The sequence below is a fragment of the Sphingobium sp. HDIP04 genome (assembly GCF_000445085.1).
GTDB lineage: Bacteria > Pseudomonadota > Alphaproteobacteria > Sphingomonadales > Sphingomonadaceae > Sphingobium > Sphingobium indicum.
In genome coordinates this window covers 13,508-28,244 of record NZ_ATDO01000085.1, presented here as the reverse complement: position 1 = coordinate 28,244, position 14,737 = coordinate 13,508, and the positions used below count along the sequence as shown (strand labels likewise).

Genomic DNA, 14,737 nt, shown 5'->3' with positions numbered 1-14,737 from the left:
GCGCGCCTCATCACGCTTGAGAACTTCTTTCTCTCTGCAAAGGACGCGGAGGCAGACATGAAAAGACTGTCTGGCAATCCAAGAAACTATGCAGATTGGAAGGGCCCCTTCCTGCGTGTCTTTCAGGAGCTTTCGGCATGACCCACCCCACCGATACCGCGAAGAGCGATGAACTGAAGGCGTGCCCGACATGGCAAGATCGGGAAGAGGCAAACCGTATCAGGCTGGCCATGGAAGACGGCGATTGGGGCCTGCAGGCCGACGCACATGATTGGTCGGCTGACCACCCATTACTGCAAGCCATCGCCGCCTGGAACCGCCGTTCCTCCCCTCCCCAGAATGACGCGGGCGGGGTGATTGCCAGCCTGCGCAAGCGCTACCTTGCTGGCGCGCGAGACAGTTCTGGCGCGCGCAAGGATCGGACGCGGTGCAGCCATTATGTCCAGGTTCTCGACGAACTATCCGCCGCCATCCGCACCCCCCTCTCCGAACTACAGGCGTTGAGGCAGGAGTTTGAGGCGTGGTGGCGCAGCATGGACAGCGCGCCCCGCGACGGCAGGTACATTCTCGCGATAGTCGCACCGAACCGTGGCCGCCACCTTGAGCATCAGGCGGGCCGCATGTTCGCCATCCGCCACGAGGGCAAAACGGTGTCTGACTACGATCTGGGCTGGGCAGTCTATCCGGGGTTTGGCGGGGCCAGTGACCACGACTTTACCCACTGGATGCCGATCCCCTCTGCTCCCTCCGGGGAGGGCTGAGATCATGGCGGACCTATACCCAGCGCCCAAGAAATGCCCGAAGTGCGGGACAGGACACGCTGATACACCATGCAGCTATCCGTGCGTATGCCGGTGCCGAAACCGGGAATGCGACGCCCGACTTGATTGCCGTGGCGTCCGTGAACCGGCGATGGATCATCCAGCATATGGAAAAGAGCGTTCGACCGATCCGAGGAAGGAGTCGCGCCCATGACCGATAAAGCACCCGTGACGGTCGAGCAGGGGGACCGCTTCCTGTTGGTTAAGCGCGGCCTGTACTATCGGCCTGGCAATCGGGGGTACACCGGCATCAAGGATCGTGCTGGCCGGTACCCAGAGGGCGACGCCAGTCCGGAGGACGGCATCACCGCGATCCATGAGGACGATGCGCCGGAATATTCCCAAGCCTGCTTTGCCGACCTTAAGGAAAAGCACATGCTCGGCAAGATCGCCGCGCTTGAAGAGGAGATAAAGCGGCTGAGGGAGGCGCTGGACGATCTCCAGCAGGCGGAGGCCGAATATCGCCTGATGCATGATCGCTATGGTGACGGCAGCCGGGCAGCAGGCCGGGCTTGGGATTTGATGCGCCGCTCCGGTGACAAAGCCCGCACAGCACTTGAAGGGAGCGGATCATGAGGATGGTGGAGAAGGTAGACCTTCTGCCGTTCGCGAACCCGGAAGACGAGGAGTGGCGCGGCACGAAAGCGCAGCGAGAAGCCTTGCGGCAGAAGTTTGGCGGGAAGTGCGCATATTGTGGCGGCGATCTGGGGAAGGCCATGCATGCCGATCATATGGAGCCGGTCATTCGGGTGCGACCGTCGCAATGGAACGATCTCGACACGGTGAAACTGTTGAAGCCGGAGCGCAACACAGTCGGCAATATGATGCCCGCCTGCGCGCCCTGCAATCTGCACAAGGGTGGCTACAAGCTGGAGCAGTGGCGGACCTATCTCCAGCGGTCGGCAGAGATCGTTCGCAGGCAAACATCCACGTTTAGGGCTGGAGAGCGGTTTGGCATCATCAACGTGAGAGAAGAGCCGATCGTGTTTCATTTCGAACGTGTCGCAGCACTGGATGGGGAGGGGTAGGGTGAACGTTCCTGCGCGCTTCAAGCAATCGGACGTTACCCGCGTCATGAAGAGTGCGCAGGCGGCCGGCATTCGTCATTTTCAGGTGGTCATAGACCCGCTGGGGAATATCGTCTTCTCGACCCTGAAAGACGCCCCAGCAAAGATGAACAGCATGGATAAGCTACTCGGACGATGAGGAAGAAACGGCGGCGCAGATATAATGCGCACCTCCCGGAATTTGTGTCACCGCTCACTGATCGGCACGGCAAGGTGCGGTTGCGCTATCGCCGCAAGGGCTACAAATCGCACTATTTCAAGGCGGAGATAGGCACCCCCGAATTCCTAGAGGAATTGCGCCTATGCAATGAAGGCGCGGTTCAGCCCGGAGAGGATAGAACGATCCCCGGAACCATCGCAGCGCTGATCGCGAGCTATGTTTCCGTGCCGTCCCGCCTTGGCCCCACTGAGATGACGCAGCGGAAGATCAGAAATATCCTCGACAAGTTCCGTGAGGAATATGGCGCGGCTTACGTTCGCGATATTCGCTTCGATCATATTGAGGAGATTCTGGAGAAGAAGCTGGAGCGTCGCCAGGTTGGCAAGCGTCTGGAGGGCGGTCCAGAGGCGGCAAAGAAGCTGCGCAAGGAACTGGTCCGGCTGTTCGATTTCGCGATCAAGATGAAGATCGTTTCGGAAAATCCGGCTTCGCAGGCAGAGCGGGTCAAGGCCAAGGCTGGAACCTTCCATACCTGGACCGAAGAGGAGATCGCCCAATATCGTGCCCATCACGATCTTGGCACAAAGGCTCGCCTGGCCTTGGAATTGATCCTGTGGACCGCGCAGCGCAAGGGCGACGCCTTTCTCCTTGGCCCCGCCGACCTGGAGAACGACCGATTCGGCATCACACAGGGCAAGACGGGCAAGGCAATGCGCCTGAGCATGGCTCCGCAGCTAAGGGCGGCTATCGACGCAATGCCGCCAGAGAAAGGCGATGGTCCCTATCTGCGCACCAGCTACGGCAAGGCTTTCCAATCCGCCGCGTCATTCGGCAACTGGTTTCGAAAGCAGTGCAACGATGCTGGCCTTCCGAAACGATGTTCCGCGCACGGACTTCGAAAGGCGATGATGCGGCGCGGGGCAGAGCGCGGGCTGAGCCAGCAGCAGCTAAAATCCATGTCCGGGCACAGCCGCGACGAAGAGGTCAGGGTCTACACGCAGGCGGCAAACCAAGAGGTCATGAATGCCGAAGCGGTCGCAATTATCGCAGAGTGGGAAAGCCTAACCCTTGCGTCTAACCGGGTTTCTGATAAGCTGAAACCCACAGAAAACGGGGAAAAACCATGAATGGTTGGAGGCCCGAGCCGGAATCGAACCGGCGTATACGGATTTGCAGTCCGCTGCGTCACCACTCCGCCATCGGGCCTCGTCGTGGGTGGCCGCAAATGTGCGGCTTTTGGTGCAAAGTCAAGCAGGGCTGTGATATTGTGGCGCAAGATTCTGGTGCCAAGGCGCGCAAAGCCGCTTGGCGTGGCTTGTCCGCTGATTTAGAGGTCCGATAATATCTTTGCTGTATTGCTTTCCTAATACAGCTCCCCTAAAAGCTATTCCAGTCGAGGAATTGTCGTGACCGAGCAGAATTTTTCATCGATGCGGGCCGCCATGGTCGAGAGCCAGCTTCGCACCAGCGATGTGGACGATCAGCGCGTGATTGCGGCGATGGCGCATGTGGCGCGCGAGGAATTCGTGCCGGCCGAGCGGCGGGCGATGGCCTATGTCGACCGGCCGGTCCCGCTCGCTGGCGGGCGCGCGCTCAATCCGCCGCTGGTGACGGGCCGCCTGCTCAAGGAGGCGCAGATCGCCAAGGGCGACAAGGTGCTGCTGATCGGCGCCGCCACCGGCTACAGCGCGGCGCTGCTCGCAAGGCTGGGCGCTCAGGTCACCGCGGTCGAGGAAGAGGGCGGGCCGGAGATCGCGGTCGACGGCGTGGCGGTGGTTCGCGGTCCGCTGAACGCCGGTTCCGCCGCCGATGCGCCCTATGATGTGCTGTTTATCGACGGCGCAGTGGAGGAAGTGCCCGCCGCGCTCGTTCAGCAGCTTGCCGATGGCGCGCGGGTGGTGACGGGTATCGTGGAGCGCGGCGTCACCCGCCTGTGCAGCGGTCGGGTGGTGTCGGGCGTGCTGGGTCTTTCCCGCCTCGCCGACATGGAAATGGTTGTGCTTCCGGGCTTTGCCGCGCCGGAAGGATTTGTGTTCTGAAAGGGCCTATTGGGGGGGACATGACGGCAAAAGTTCGGCTTTCGGGGCGCACCGCCTTCATCCTGTTGCTGTCGATGTCCTCCGCCTTGGGCGGCGCGGCCCATGCGGAAACGTTGCAGGGCGCGCTCGCCAAGGCCTATCGGTCGAACCCGACCCTGACCGGCGCCCGCGCCGGGCAGCGGGCGACGGATGAGAATGTGCCGATCCAGAAGGCGGCGGGTCGGCCCGCGCTGGATGGGACCGGCAGCTATTCCGAAAGCATCCTCAAGCCCACGATCAGCTTCACTTCGCCGCAGCGCACGCTGAACGCGAACGCGCAGTTGAGCGTTCCCCTCTATGCCGGGGGCAGCGTGCGCAACGCAGTCCGGGCCGCCAAAACGCGGGTCGCCGCCGGTCAGGCCGACCTGCGCGGCACGGAGGCCAGCGTCTTCTCGCAGGTCGTCGCCGCCTATATGGACGTCATCCGCAACAGCGCGGTCGTCGCGCTCAACCAGGCCAATGTGCGGGCGCTGGAGGTCAATCTGCAGGCGACCGGCGATCGGTTCGAGGTGGGCGACGTGACCCGCACCGACGTGGCGCAATCCGAATCGCGCCTGGCGCTGGCGCGGTCCGACCTGCAAAATGCGGAGGCCAATCTGATCACGGCCCGCGAAAATTACATCGCGCTGGTGGGCGAGGCGCCCGACAATCTGGAGCCGCCGCCGCCCCTGCCGGGCCTGCCCGCGACCCCGGAAAGCGCCGTGCAGGTGGCGCTCAAGGACAATCCCGACATTCTGGCCGCGCAGAAGCTGAGGGAAGCGCAGCAGTTCGACGTGCGCGCCGCCAAGGGCACGGTGCTGCCGACGGTATCCGCCTTCACCCAGGCGGGCTACACCAACTATCTGGACACGTTGACCAGCAGCGCCACCGGATCGCAGATCAACAAGCAGGCGTCGGCTGGCGTCCAGCTCAACATTCCCTTCTATCAGGGCGGCCGTCCGGCCGCGCAGGTGCGGCGCAACCAGGCGCTGGAATCCCAGGCTCTGGAGCGAGAGATCGAGGTCGAGCGCGGCGTGATCGCGCAGACGCGGTCCGCCTATGCAAGCTGGCAGGCGTCGCTGGAAAGCATCCAGTCGAACCAGAAGGCGGTGGAGGCGGCCAACCTGTCGCTCGAGGGCGTGCGGGCGGAAAATTCCGTCGGCAGCCGCACCATCCTGGACATATTGAATGCCGAGCAGGAGGCGGTGAACGCCAAGGTTCAGCTCGTGACGGCGCGCCGCAACGCCTATGTCGCGGGTTTCAGCCTGCTGGCCGCCATGGGCCATGCGGAGGCGGACGACCTGAACCTGGAAGCGGGCACGCTCTACGACCCGATGGTCAATTACGACCGGGTGAAGGGCAAGTGGTTCGACTGGGATTTCGACCCCGCGCCCAAGGTGCAATCGACGCGGACCGTTGACTCGCCCGCACAAAACGCCAATGTGGACCCCGGTTTGGCGCAGCCTTAACGCAATTTTAACCCCAAGGGCGTTCCTTTGGTGCTATAGCGTTAACGGGGACTGGAATAGGGGTTGACCATGGGCGACATGAGCAAGGAACCCTCGATGGAGGACATCCTGTCGTCCATCAAGCGGATCATCGCTGAAGAGGGCGAGGAGGCGGTGCAGACCCTGCCGCGCCGCGTGCGGGGCGAGGCGGCGCCCAAGGTCCGCGCCGTTCCCGTTGCGGAGGCGATGTCCGAGCCTGCCAGCGACGAAGTGCTGGAACTGACCGACGAGGTCGCTGTGGAGGAACCCATGCCCGCCCATCGAACGTCCCGTGCCTCCAAGACCGCTGCCGAGCAGGGGGATGCGTCCATCCTGTCCGTCGAGAGCGAAGTCGCGGCCCGGCATTCGCTGTCCGCTTTGTCCTCGATGCTGGTGACGCCCAAGGATGGGGAGGACAATACGCTGGACGGGCTGGTCCGCTCGATGCTGAAGCCGATGCTGAAGGAATGGCTGGACGCGCGGCTGCCGCAGATGGTCGAAGATATGGTCGCCAGGGAAATCGCCCGCATCACCGGCCGTTGAGCAGGGGGAGAGGGCCGATTCGGCGGGCCGGGGAGGGCGGTTGCTCATCCTATGCGCGATTCATGCTTTACGCACCCTGATCTGAGCATTCTTGTTCTTTTATTACGCGTGGATGGTTGATCCTTGCGCGTTGGCGCTATTGCCGCCTACACCCTTGTCCATAGCCGTCGACGCCGCCCGCGAGAGAGCAGCGCGACCCGATCCAAGGGTGCTCATCCATGAAATATCTTCTGCAAGCGGGACTTGGCGCTCTGGCCCTGGCCCAATCGGCGCTGGCCGTCGCGCCCGCCGCTGCCCGGCCATTCACGCCCAGCGACATGGCCAGCCTGAACCGCGTGTCCGCCCCGGCGGTTTCGCCGGACGGGAAATGGCTGGCCTATCAGTTGCGCGTAACCGACCTCGCCGGGAACAGGGGCCGGACGGACCTGTATCTGCTGGACCTGGGCAAGCCGGGCGCGGTCCCGCGCATGATTGCTTCGGCCCCGGACAAGAATGAAAGCGCGCCGGCCTTTTCGGCGGACGGGAAATCGCTCTATTATCTGTCCAACCGGAGCGGCGAGGACCAGCTTTGGCGGGTCTCCGTAGCAGGTGGGAGCGCCGAGCAGGTGACGCAGGCGCCCGGCGGAATTTCCGGCTTCCTGCTCAGCCCCACGGGCGACCGGGTGGCGCTGTGGGCGGATCGGCCGGTCGGGGCGAAGACGCTGGACGACGCAAAGCCCGCCCCGCTCCCCGGCGCCGGGACCGGGCGCGTCTACGACCAGCTATTCGCGCGCCATTGGGACACATGGTCCGACGGCCAGCGCTCGCAAATCTTCGTGATGCCGCTGTCGGGCGGCAAGGCGGTGTCGGTCATGGGCGCGCTGGTCGGCGACAGCCCGTCCAAGCCCTTCGGCGGGGCCGAGGAAATCGCCTGGAGCGCCGACGGCAGGACATTGTTCTTCGCACTGCGCGAAGCGGGGCGGATCGAGCCACTGTCGACCAATCTCGACATCTTCGCGGTCCCGGCGGACGGCAGCGCGGCTCCGGTCAACCTGACCGACGCCAATGACGCGACCGACACCATGCCCGCCGTTTCCCCGGACGGGAAATGGCTGGCCTATGCGGCGATGAAGCGCCCCGGCTATGAAAGCGACCGGCTGGTGCTGATGCTGCGCGACATCGCGACCGGGGAGACGAAGGCGCTGACCGGGAATTGGGACCGCTCGGTGGCCTCCATCGCCTGGGAGGCGGACGGGAAGGGGATAATCGTCACCGCCGATGATGTGCTGGATCATCCGGTGTTCCGCGTGGATGCGGCGTCGGGCAAGGTGGCGCGGCTGACGCAGGCGGGCCATGCGGGCAGCGTCGTGCCGCTGCCCGGGGGCGGCTTCGTCTACGCGCTCGACAGCATCCAGTCGCCCGCCGATTTCTGGAAAATGCCCCCCAATTCCTCCAAAAAGGCGCTGGGCAAGCCGGCGCGCCTTACCGCCGTCAATGCGGAAAAGCTGGCCGGGATCGATGACGTCTCGGTCCAGCGCTACAGCTTCAAGGGCGCGAACGGCGACATCGTCTGGGGCCAGATCGTGAAGCCGAAGGGTGTAACAGGCAAGTTGCCGGTAGCCATGCTGGTCCATGGCGGGCCGCAGGGCAGCTTCAACGATAGCTGGTCCTATCGCTGGAATCCCAAGGCGTTCGCGGCCCATGGCTATGCTGCGGTGATCGTCGATTTCCACGGTTCGACGGGCTACGGCCAGGCCTTCACCGACAGCATCAACAAGGATTGGGGCGGCAAGCCCCTGGAGGATCTGAAACTGGGGCTGGCCGCCGCCGCCGCCAAGGATGCGCAGGTCGATGCCGGCAATGGCTGCGCGCTGGGCGCCAGCTATGGCGGCTATATGATGAACTGGATCGCGGGCAACTGGCCCGACGGGTTCAAATGCCTGGTCCAGCATGACGGCGTGTTCGACGCCCGCGCCATGGCCTATGAAACGGAGGAGCTGTGGTTCGACGAATGGGAACATGGCGGGCCCTATCATGAGAATCCGCAGGAGTTCGAGAAGTGGAACCCGGTCAACCATGTGACCCGATGGAAGACGCCGATGCTGGTGGTGACGGGGGAGAAGGATTTTCGCATCCCCTATACGCAAGGGCTGGCGGCGTTCACCGCGTTGCAGCGACGCGGCGTGCCGTCGAGGCTGCTGGTGTTTCCGGACGAGAATCACTGGGTGCTGAAGCCGCGCAACTCGCTGCAATGGTATGACGAGGCGCTGGGCTGGCTGGACAAGTGGACGAAGAAATAAGGTCGCGCTGAAATGCGGCGTGCCTGCGCAGGAGCAGGTTGCCGCATCTGAGCGGGTTTTTCGCCTCTCGGGCGGCGGAAAGTTGACGCCGCCGCCGCCTTGCGTAAAGGCCAGCCTATGACCGAACTGCCCAAGACCTTCGACCCCGCCGAAATCGAATCCCGCTGGTACGCCCATTGGGAGGAGAAGGGGCTGTTCCGCCCGGAACGGCCCTCTGCGGAACCCTTCACCATCGTCAACCCGCCGCCGAACGTGACGGGCAGCCTGCATATCGGCCATGCGCTGGACAATACGCTGCAGGACATCGTCATCCGTTACGAACGGCTGCGCGGCAAGGATGCGCTGTGGGTGGTGGGCACCGACCATGCGGGCATCGCGACGCAGATGGTGGTCGAGCGGCAGATGGAGGCGCGGCAGGACAAGCGCACCAACTACACCCGCGAGCAGTTCGTCGAAAAGGTGTGGGAGTGGAAGGCGGAGAGCGGCGGCGCGATCACGCGCCAGCTTCGCCGCCTGGGATGCTCCATGGACTGGGCCAATGAGCGCTTCACCATGGACGAGGGCTTTTCGAAGGCCGTCATCAAGGTGTTCGTGGAATTGCACCGGCGCGGCCTGCTCTATCGCGACAAGAGGCTGGTGAACTGGGATCCGCGCTTCCGCTCGGCCATTTCCGATCTGGAGGTGGAGACGCAGGAGGTGAAGGGCGGCTTCTGGCATTTCCGCTATCCGCTGGCCGACGGCGTTCGCCTGGCCGATGGCGCGGACCATATCGTCGTCGCGACCACGCGGCCGGAAACGATGCTGGCCGACATGGCCGTCGCGGTTCACCCTGAAGACCCGCGCTACAGGGATGTGATCGGCAAGGACATCCTCCAGCCGATCACGGGCCGCCGGATCAGGGTGGTGGCTGACGAGCATGCCGATCCGGAACTGGGGTCGGGCGCGGTCAAGATCACGCCGGGGCACGACTTCAACGATTTCGAAGTGGGCAGGCGGGCGGGCTTCAAGGCAGCCGACATGCTCAACATGTTAGACGCCGACGCCAATGTGGTCCAGACCGCCGACGGGCTGATCCCGGAGCGGTTCCTGGGCCTGCACCGCTTCCGCAAGGATGGCGTGGACGGCGCGCGCGAGCTGGTGGCGGCGGAGATGAAGGCGCTTGGCCTGCTGGTTCCGCACGTCACCAAGAACAAGGAGGGCGAGGAGGTCGTCGCCGATGCCGAGCCGCGCACCATCCAGACGCCCTTTGGCGACCGTTCGGGCGTGGTGATCGAGCCGTGGCTGACGGACCAATGGTATGTCGATGCGGAGAAGCTGGCGATCGCGCCGATGCAGGCGGTGCGCGACGGGCGGATCGAGATCGTGCCCAAGACATGGGAAAAGACCTTCTTCAACTGGATGGAGAATATCCAGCCCTGGTGCGTGTCGCGCCAGCTTTGGTGGGGGCATCGGATTCCGGCGTGGTATGGGCCGCAAATAGGGCAAGATGATCGGTCGCTTGCCGATGGAACCTTTGCATGGTTGGAGGAGGTTCCCGACCTTGACGATCCGCGTCGTCGGCTTCGTGCAGCGCCTGAAGTGTTTGTAGCAGACTCAGTTCAAGATGCTCTCGCGCTTGCTGAGAAGCGCTATTCCGAAGTAGGCATTGATTTTACACTCGAGAATGGTTTTGAGCTGGTTGAGGTGTCCAGCGCGGAGGAGGCAAGGATAGCCTTTACCGATGGAAAATTGGGTCTCTGGCGCGACCCCGATGTGCTGGATACCTGGTTCTCTTCCGCCCTCTGGCCATTCGGCACGCTGGGCTGGCCGGACGAGACGGAGACGCTCAAGCGCCATTATCCCAATGACCTGCTGATCTCCGGCTTCGACATCCTGTTCTTCTGGGATGCGCGCATGGCGATGCAGGGCATGGAGTTCATGGGTGACGTGCCCTGGCGCAAGCTCTATCTGCACGGCCTGGTGCGCGCCGCCGACGGGCAGAAAATGTCCAAGTCCAAGGGCAATGTCGTCGATCCGCTGGGCCTGATCGACAGGTTCGGCGCGGATGCGCTGCGTTTCTTCATGGCGGCGATGGAAAGCCAGGGCCGCGACGTGAAGATGGATGAGAAGCGCGTCGAGGGCTATCGCAACTTCGCGACGAAGCTGTGGAACGCGGCGCGTTTCCTGCAATCCAACGGCGTCACCGCCGCTACCAGCCACGAAGCGCCCCATGCTGAAGCGCCGGTCAATCGCTGGATCGTCGCGGAGACGGTGGCGACCGTGCAGGCGATCGACATCGCCATGGCCGAACTGCGCTTCGACGCGGCGGCCAACGCCATCTACCACTTCGTCTGGGACCAGTTTTGCGACTGGTATATCGAGTTGACCAAAGGCTCGATGGATGAAGAAACGAGAGCGGTCGCGGGCTGGGCGTTCGACCAGATATTGGTGATGCTGCACCCCTTCATGCCGTTCATTACCGAAGAGTTATGGAATCTGACCGGGACGCGGGAAAGCGAACTGATCATCGCGCGTTGGCCGCAGGCGCTCCATGCCGTGGACAGCGAGGCGCAGGCGGAGATCGATTGGCTGATCCGCCTGATCGGCGCGATGCGCACGGCCCGCACCGAACTCAACGTGCCGCCGGGCGCGAAGCTGGGCGTGGTCGTGCACGGCGCGTCGGATGAAACCCGCCGCCGCATCGACCGCCAGGGGGCCGCACTGGCGCGCCTGGGCAGGGTGGAAAGCCTGTCCTTCGGGGACAGCGTCTCCGGCGGCGCGGCGCAGATCGTGGTCGACGAGGCGACCTTCATCCTGCCGCTGGAAGGCGTGATCGACATCGAAGCGGAGAAGGCGCGGCTCGCCAAGGCGCTTGCCGGCGCGGAGAAGGAACGGGATTCGCTGTCCGGTCGTCTTTCCAATCCGAGCTTCGTCGAAAAGGCCAAGCCGGAGGCCGTCGCCAAGGCGCGGGAGGATCATGCCGAAAAGGCGGCCGAGGCGGAAAGATTGAAGGCTGCGCTGGAACGACTCGCCTGATCGCAGGTACGTCGGCCGGGGCGCGCCGAGAAAGAACCGGGGACGATGGGTGGTCGCCCCGGTTTCCATCCGAAAAGGGGGACGCATGGTTGCACGGGAATGGCGCGGCAGGGATCTGACGCAGGGGCCGATCGCATCGGCCCTGTTGCTGTTCGCCATCCCGACATTGGCGTCCAACATCCTCCAGTCGCTGAACGGATCGATCAACGCCATATGGGTCGGCCGTTTCCTGGGCGCGCAGGCGCTGGCGGCGACGGCCAATGCGAACATCACCATGTTCCTGATGTTCTCCGTCGTCTTCGGCTTCGGCATGGCGTCGACGGTGATGATCGCGCAGGCGGTGGGACGGGGCGACCTGGACGCGGCGCGCCGGGCGTTCGGATCGGCCGTCGGCTTCTGCACCCTGCTGGGGTTGGTCGTGGCGACCGGCGGCTGGATCGGCGCGCCCGCCTTGCTGCGGCTGCTGGCGACCCCGGCGGAGGCGTTCGACCTGGCGCTCGTCTATTTGCGGGTGATCTTCGTCGCCATGCCCGCCTCTCTGCTCAGCGTCATGATGATGATGGGCCTGCGCGGGACGGGCGATGCGCGGACGCCGCTGATCTTCATGTTCGTGAGCGTGGGCGTCGACCTCGTCCTGAACCCGGTGCTGATCCTGGGCCTGGGGCCGATCCCGGCGATGGGCATAGGGGGGTCGGCCGCGGCAACGGCGGCGGCGGGCGTCGTCAGCCTGATCGGCCTTGTCCTCTACACCTATGCGAAGGATCTGCCGTTGCGCCTGCGCGGGCGGGAACTGGCTTATCTCCGCCCCGCGCCGGACCAGATGCGCGTCCTGTTCGGCAAGGGGTTGCCCATGGGATTGCAGATGATCGTCATGTCCGCGTCAGGGCTGGTGATGATCGGCCTCGTCAACCGGGAGGGGTTTCTGGTCACCGCGGCCTATGGCGCGGCCCAGCAGATCTGGACCTATCTCCAGATGCCGGCCATGGCGATGGGCGCGGCGGTCAGCGCCATGGCGGCGCAGAATATCGGCGCGGGGCGATGGGACCGGATCGGCCGGATCACCGGATATGGCATGGGTTATCTGCTGCTGATCACCGGCACGATGGTGGCGGTGATCCTGCTGTTCCACGCGCCGCTGCTGGCGCTGTTCCTGGGACGGAACGAAGCCGCCATCGCCGCCGCCTGGCACATGCAGCTCCTGGCGAGCTGGAGCTTCGTGCTGTTCGGCGCGACGATGATCCTGTTCGGCGTGATGCGGGCCAATGGCGTGGTGGTGCGGCCGCTGTTGATCCTGGTCTTCACCCTCTTCGCGGTGCGGCTGGGCTTCTACCATCTGGGCTATCCGCATCTGGGGGCGGACGCATTGTGGCTGAGCTTCCCCGCAGGGTCGGCGTCGTCCTTCCTGCTGGCCGGCCTGGTTTACCTGCAGGGCGGGTGGCGCAAGGCGAAGCTGCTCGTCCCCGTGGACGAAGAGGAGTGCCGCGAAAGCATCAATGCGGAGAGCGAGCCAGCCGGAAGGATCGTCCCGGCGGGATAATCGCTTACCGGCCCTGGCTGCGCCAGCGCGTGATCGTGCGGTCGAGGATGTCCGCTTCGCCGCCGGACTGGCGCCAGAGTTCCGTGAAGCTCGGATCGCCCGAGGCTGGACGCCGCTCCTCCTCCAGATTGTCGAGCGCGACGCGGATCGGCACGGCGACGCCTTCGCCGCAGATGATCGCCTCCCGGTTGCGCAGGGCGGGGATGGAATCGAGGAAGCCGCGCGCGCCTTCGGGCATGGCAGCCTTCACGAAGGCCTGGTCGCGGTCGTTGTTGAGGCGCATCGAGATGATCGTGCCGCATTGCGACAGCACGCCTTCGGCCAGATCGGACGGGCGTTGGGTGATGAGGCCCAACGACACGCCATATTTGCGGCCTTCCTTGGCGATCCGTTCCAGGATGCGGCGAACGGCCTGACCGCCGCCGGTCGTGCTGCTGGGGATGTAGCGATGCGCTTCCTCGCAGACGAGCAGGATCGGGCGCTGCGGCTCGTCCCGCGCCCAGAGGGCATAGTCGAACACCAGCCGCGACAGCACCGACACCACGACGGACGTGATGTCGGACGGCATGGACGACACGTCGATGATAGAGATCGGCTTGCCGCCGGAGGGCAGGCGGAAGATCTTTGCGAGGAATTCCTGCATCGAATCCGCGACCAGCATGCCGGAGAACATGAAGCTGTAGCGCGGATCGCTCTTGATCTCGTCGATCTTGGTCTTGAGCCGCATATAGGGCAGCGATCCGGTGCCCTTGTCCAGCTTCCCCATCTCGTTCTGAAGGATGTTGGTGAGGTCGGACAGCAGATAGGGGACGGGCGAATCGACGGTCAGCCGGCCGATGCTCTCCGCCAGCCGGTTCTTGGACCGCGCGGCCAGCAGGCATTTGGCGAGGATGTCGCAGTCCACCGTCCGCTCTGAGCCTTCGGAGGTGACGAACACCTCGCAATGCTCCTCGAAATTCATCAGCCAATAGGGGAGGGCGAGGTTGTTGACGTCATAGACGGCGCCATTCTGCTGGAAGGCGGCGCCATATTCGCCATGGGGATCGATCATCACGATATGCCCCTGCGGCGACAGGTCGCAGATGCGGTGCAGGATGAGCGCGGCGCTGGTCGACTTGCCGGTACCGGTCGAACCCAGCAGCGCGAAATGCTTGCCCAGCATCGAATCGACATAGAGCGCGGCGCGGGTGTCGGACGTGGGATAGACGGTGCCGATCTGCACATGGGGGCGGTCGTCGGCCGAATAGATCTGCTGCATGTCCGCGCTCGATACCGGATAGACCTCCGTCCCCGGTGTCGGGTAACGGGTCACGCCCCGGCGGAAGCGGTAGATGCGGCCCGTCAGCTTTTCCTCATCGCCTTCGCCCAGAAAGTCGATGTCGACGATGATGCTGTTGCTGTCCTGCCGGTCCATGGCCATCGCGCGGACGCTGGCGATCAGCCAGACATGGCCGACGCGCATCTTCACCTGGCTGCCGACCTGCCCCGCCATGGCGAGCGAAGGATCGGGATCGCGCGACAGCGCGGCGATGCGCATGGCGTCGATGATCAATTGCGAACTGGACCCGGCGATCTGGAAGACCATCCCCATGGCGTCGGCCGGAGACTGGAAGGCATGAGGCTGCGCGCCTGCGAAATGGTCTGCACCGTGCATCTGGGTCATGAACCTGTTTTTCCCCTCGACCGGACGGGATTCCGGCACGTCGGATCGATTTAACCGGCGACTGGTAAAGAATCTGCTTATCCCTCGCCCATGTTGAAGGTGCGGCCA

General features: G+C 64.1%; 12 protein-coding genes and 1 tRNA gene. 11 read left to right on the top strand and 2 right to left on the bottom strand.

The genetic code is table 11. The annotated features are described in order from the left end of the window. The first annotated feature begins 137 nt into the window (after positions 1 to 137). The 5 genes from L286_RS35330 (at position 138) to L286_RS35315 (ending at position 3,175) form a co-directional block, all read left to right on the top strand. Positions 138 to 761: a hypothetical protein gene (locus tag L286_RS35330; protein WP_021223388.1), complete on the top strand. Its 624-nt coding sequence runs from the start codon at positions 138 to 140 to the stop codon at positions 759 to 761. Between the two features lie 210 nt (positions 762 to 971). Continuing rightward, positions 972 to 1,397 carry a hypothetical protein gene (locus L286_RS0124550; protein WP_021223387.1) on the top strand — a complete coding sequence of 142 codons (426 nt, stop codon included), beginning with the start codon at positions 972 to 974 and terminating at the stop codon, positions 1,395 to 1,397. Continuing rightward, positions 1,394 to 1,849 (top strand): HNH endonuclease, encoded by a 456-nt coding sequence (locus L286_RS35325; protein WP_021223386.1) that lies wholly within the window; start codon positions 1,394 to 1,396, stop codon positions 1,847 to 1,849. Before L286_RS0124550 ends, L286_RS35325 begins: the two co-directional genes overlap by 4 nt. 1 nt (position 1,850) lies before the next feature. Beyond that, the gene (locus L286_RS48975; protein WP_193746236.1) at positions 1,851 to 2,027 is read left to right on the top strand and encodes a hypothetical protein; all 177 of its coding nucleotides are present in this window, start codon (positions 1,851 to 1,853) and stop codon (positions 2,025 to 2,027) included. After that, the gene (locus L286_RS35315; protein ID WP_031293265.1) at positions 2,024 to 3,175 is read left to right on the top strand and encodes a tyrosine-type recombinase/integrase; all 1,152 of its coding nucleotides are present in this window, start codon (positions 2,024 to 2,026) and stop codon (positions 3,173 to 3,175) included. Before L286_RS48975 ends, L286_RS35315 begins: the two co-directional genes overlap by 4 nt. Positions 3,176 to 3,180: 5 nt before the next feature. On the opposite strand, the gene L286_RS35310 is transcribed toward L286_RS35315, so the two are convergent. Then, a tRNA-Cys gene (locus L286_RS35310) sits at positions 3,181 to 3,254 on the bottom strand. 200 nt (positions 3,255 to 3,454) lie between these two features. Between L286_RS35310 and L286_RS35305 the strand changes: the two genes are divergently transcribed. The 6 genes from L286_RS35305 to L286_RS35280 all read left to right on the top strand — a co-directional run bounded on the left by L286_RS35305 (position 3,455) and on the right by L286_RS35280 (position 12,966). Next, positions 3,455 to 4,087 carry a protein-L-isoaspartate O-methyltransferase family protein gene (locus L286_RS35305; RefSeq protein ID WP_007684154.1) on the top strand — a complete coding sequence of 211 codons (633 nt, stop codon included), beginning with the start codon at positions 3,455 to 3,457 and terminating at the stop codon, positions 4,085 to 4,087. A 20-nt stretch (positions 4,088 to 4,107) separates the two neighbouring features. After that, positions 4,108 to 5,574 carry a TolC family outer membrane protein gene (locus L286_RS35300; protein ID WP_020818306.1) on the top strand — a complete coding sequence of 489 codons (1,467 nt, stop codon included), beginning with the start codon at positions 4,108 to 4,110 and terminating at the stop codon, positions 5,572 to 5,574. Positions 5,575 to 5,643: 69 nt separating this feature from the next. Then, positions 5,644 to 6,135, top strand: a complete 492-nt coding sequence (locus L286_RS35295; protein WP_007684158.1) for a DUF2497 domain-containing protein — start codon at positions 5,644 to 5,646, stop codon at positions 6,133 to 6,135. 218 nt (positions 6,136 to 6,353) lie between these two features. Then, complete coding sequence (locus L286_RS35290; RefSeq protein ID WP_020818308.1) at positions 6,354 to 8,414, top strand: S9 family peptidase; 2,061 nt, start codon at positions 6,354 to 6,356, stop codon at positions 8,412 to 8,414. Between the two features lie 117 nt (positions 8,415 to 8,531). Beyond that, complete coding sequence (locus L286_RS35285; protein WP_020818309.1) at positions 8,532 to 11,429, top strand: valine--tRNA ligase; 2,898 nt, start codon at positions 8,532 to 8,534, stop codon at positions 11,427 to 11,429. Positions 11,430 to 11,514: 85 nt separating this feature from the next. Continuing rightward, on the top strand, positions 11,515 to 12,966 hold the full coding sequence (locus L286_RS35280) for an MATE family efflux transporter (RefSeq protein ID WP_020818310.1): 1,452 nt from the start codon (positions 11,515 to 11,517) through the stop codon (positions 12,964 to 12,966). A gap of 4 nt (positions 12,967 to 12,970) precedes the next feature. Here L286_RS35280 and L286_RS35275 read toward each other — a convergent pair whose 3' ends face one another. Then, complete coding sequence (locus L286_RS35275) at positions 12,971 to 14,629, bottom strand: ATP-binding protein (RefSeq protein WP_020818311.1); 1,659 nt, start codon at positions 14,627 to 14,629, stop codon at positions 12,971 to 12,973. Between the last annotated feature and the right edge of the window lie 108 nt (positions 14,630 to 14,737).

What these genes read in the sequence shown, in the direction of transcription:
- L286_RS35315 (WP_031293265.1), top strand. Translation starts at nt 2,024, where the DNA reads ATGAGGAAGAAACGGCGGCGCAGATATAATGCGCACCTCCCGGAATTT.
- L286_RS35295 (WP_007684158.1), top strand. Translation starts at nt 5,644, where the DNA reads ATGGGCGACATGAGCAAGGAACCCTCGATGGAGGACATCCTGTCGTCC.
- L286_RS35300 (WP_020818306.1), top strand. Translation starts at nt 4,108, where the DNA reads ATGACGGCAAAAGTTCGGCTTTCGGGGCGCACCGCCTTCATCCTGTTG.
- L286_RS35330 (WP_021223388.1), top strand. Translation starts at nt 138, where the DNA reads ATGACCCACCCCACCGATACCGCGAAGAGCGATGAACTGAAGGCGTGC.
- L286_RS35275 (WP_020818311.1), bottom strand. Translation starts at nt 14,629, where the DNA reads ATGACCCAGATGCACGGTGCAGACCATTTCGCAGGCGCGCAGCCTCAT.
- L286_RS35290 (WP_020818308.1), top strand. Translation starts at nt 6,354, where the DNA reads ATGAAATATCTTCTGCAAGCGGGACTTGGCGCTCTGGCCCTGGCCCAA.
- L286_RS35280 (WP_020818310.1), top strand. Translation starts at nt 11,515, where the DNA reads ATGGTTGCACGGGAATGGCGCGGCAGGGATCTGACGCAGGGGCCGATC.
- L286_RS35285 (WP_020818309.1), top strand. Translation starts at nt 8,532, where the DNA reads ATGACCGAACTGCCCAAGACCTTCGACCCCGCCGAAATCGAATCCCGC.
- L286_RS35325 (WP_021223386.1), top strand. Translation starts at nt 1,394, where the DNA reads ATGAGGATGGTGGAGAAGGTAGACCTTCTGCCGTTCGCGAACCCGGAA.
- L286_RS0124550 (WP_021223387.1), top strand. Translation starts at nt 972, where the DNA reads ATGACCGATAAAGCACCCGTGACGGTCGAGCAGGGGGACCGCTTCCTG.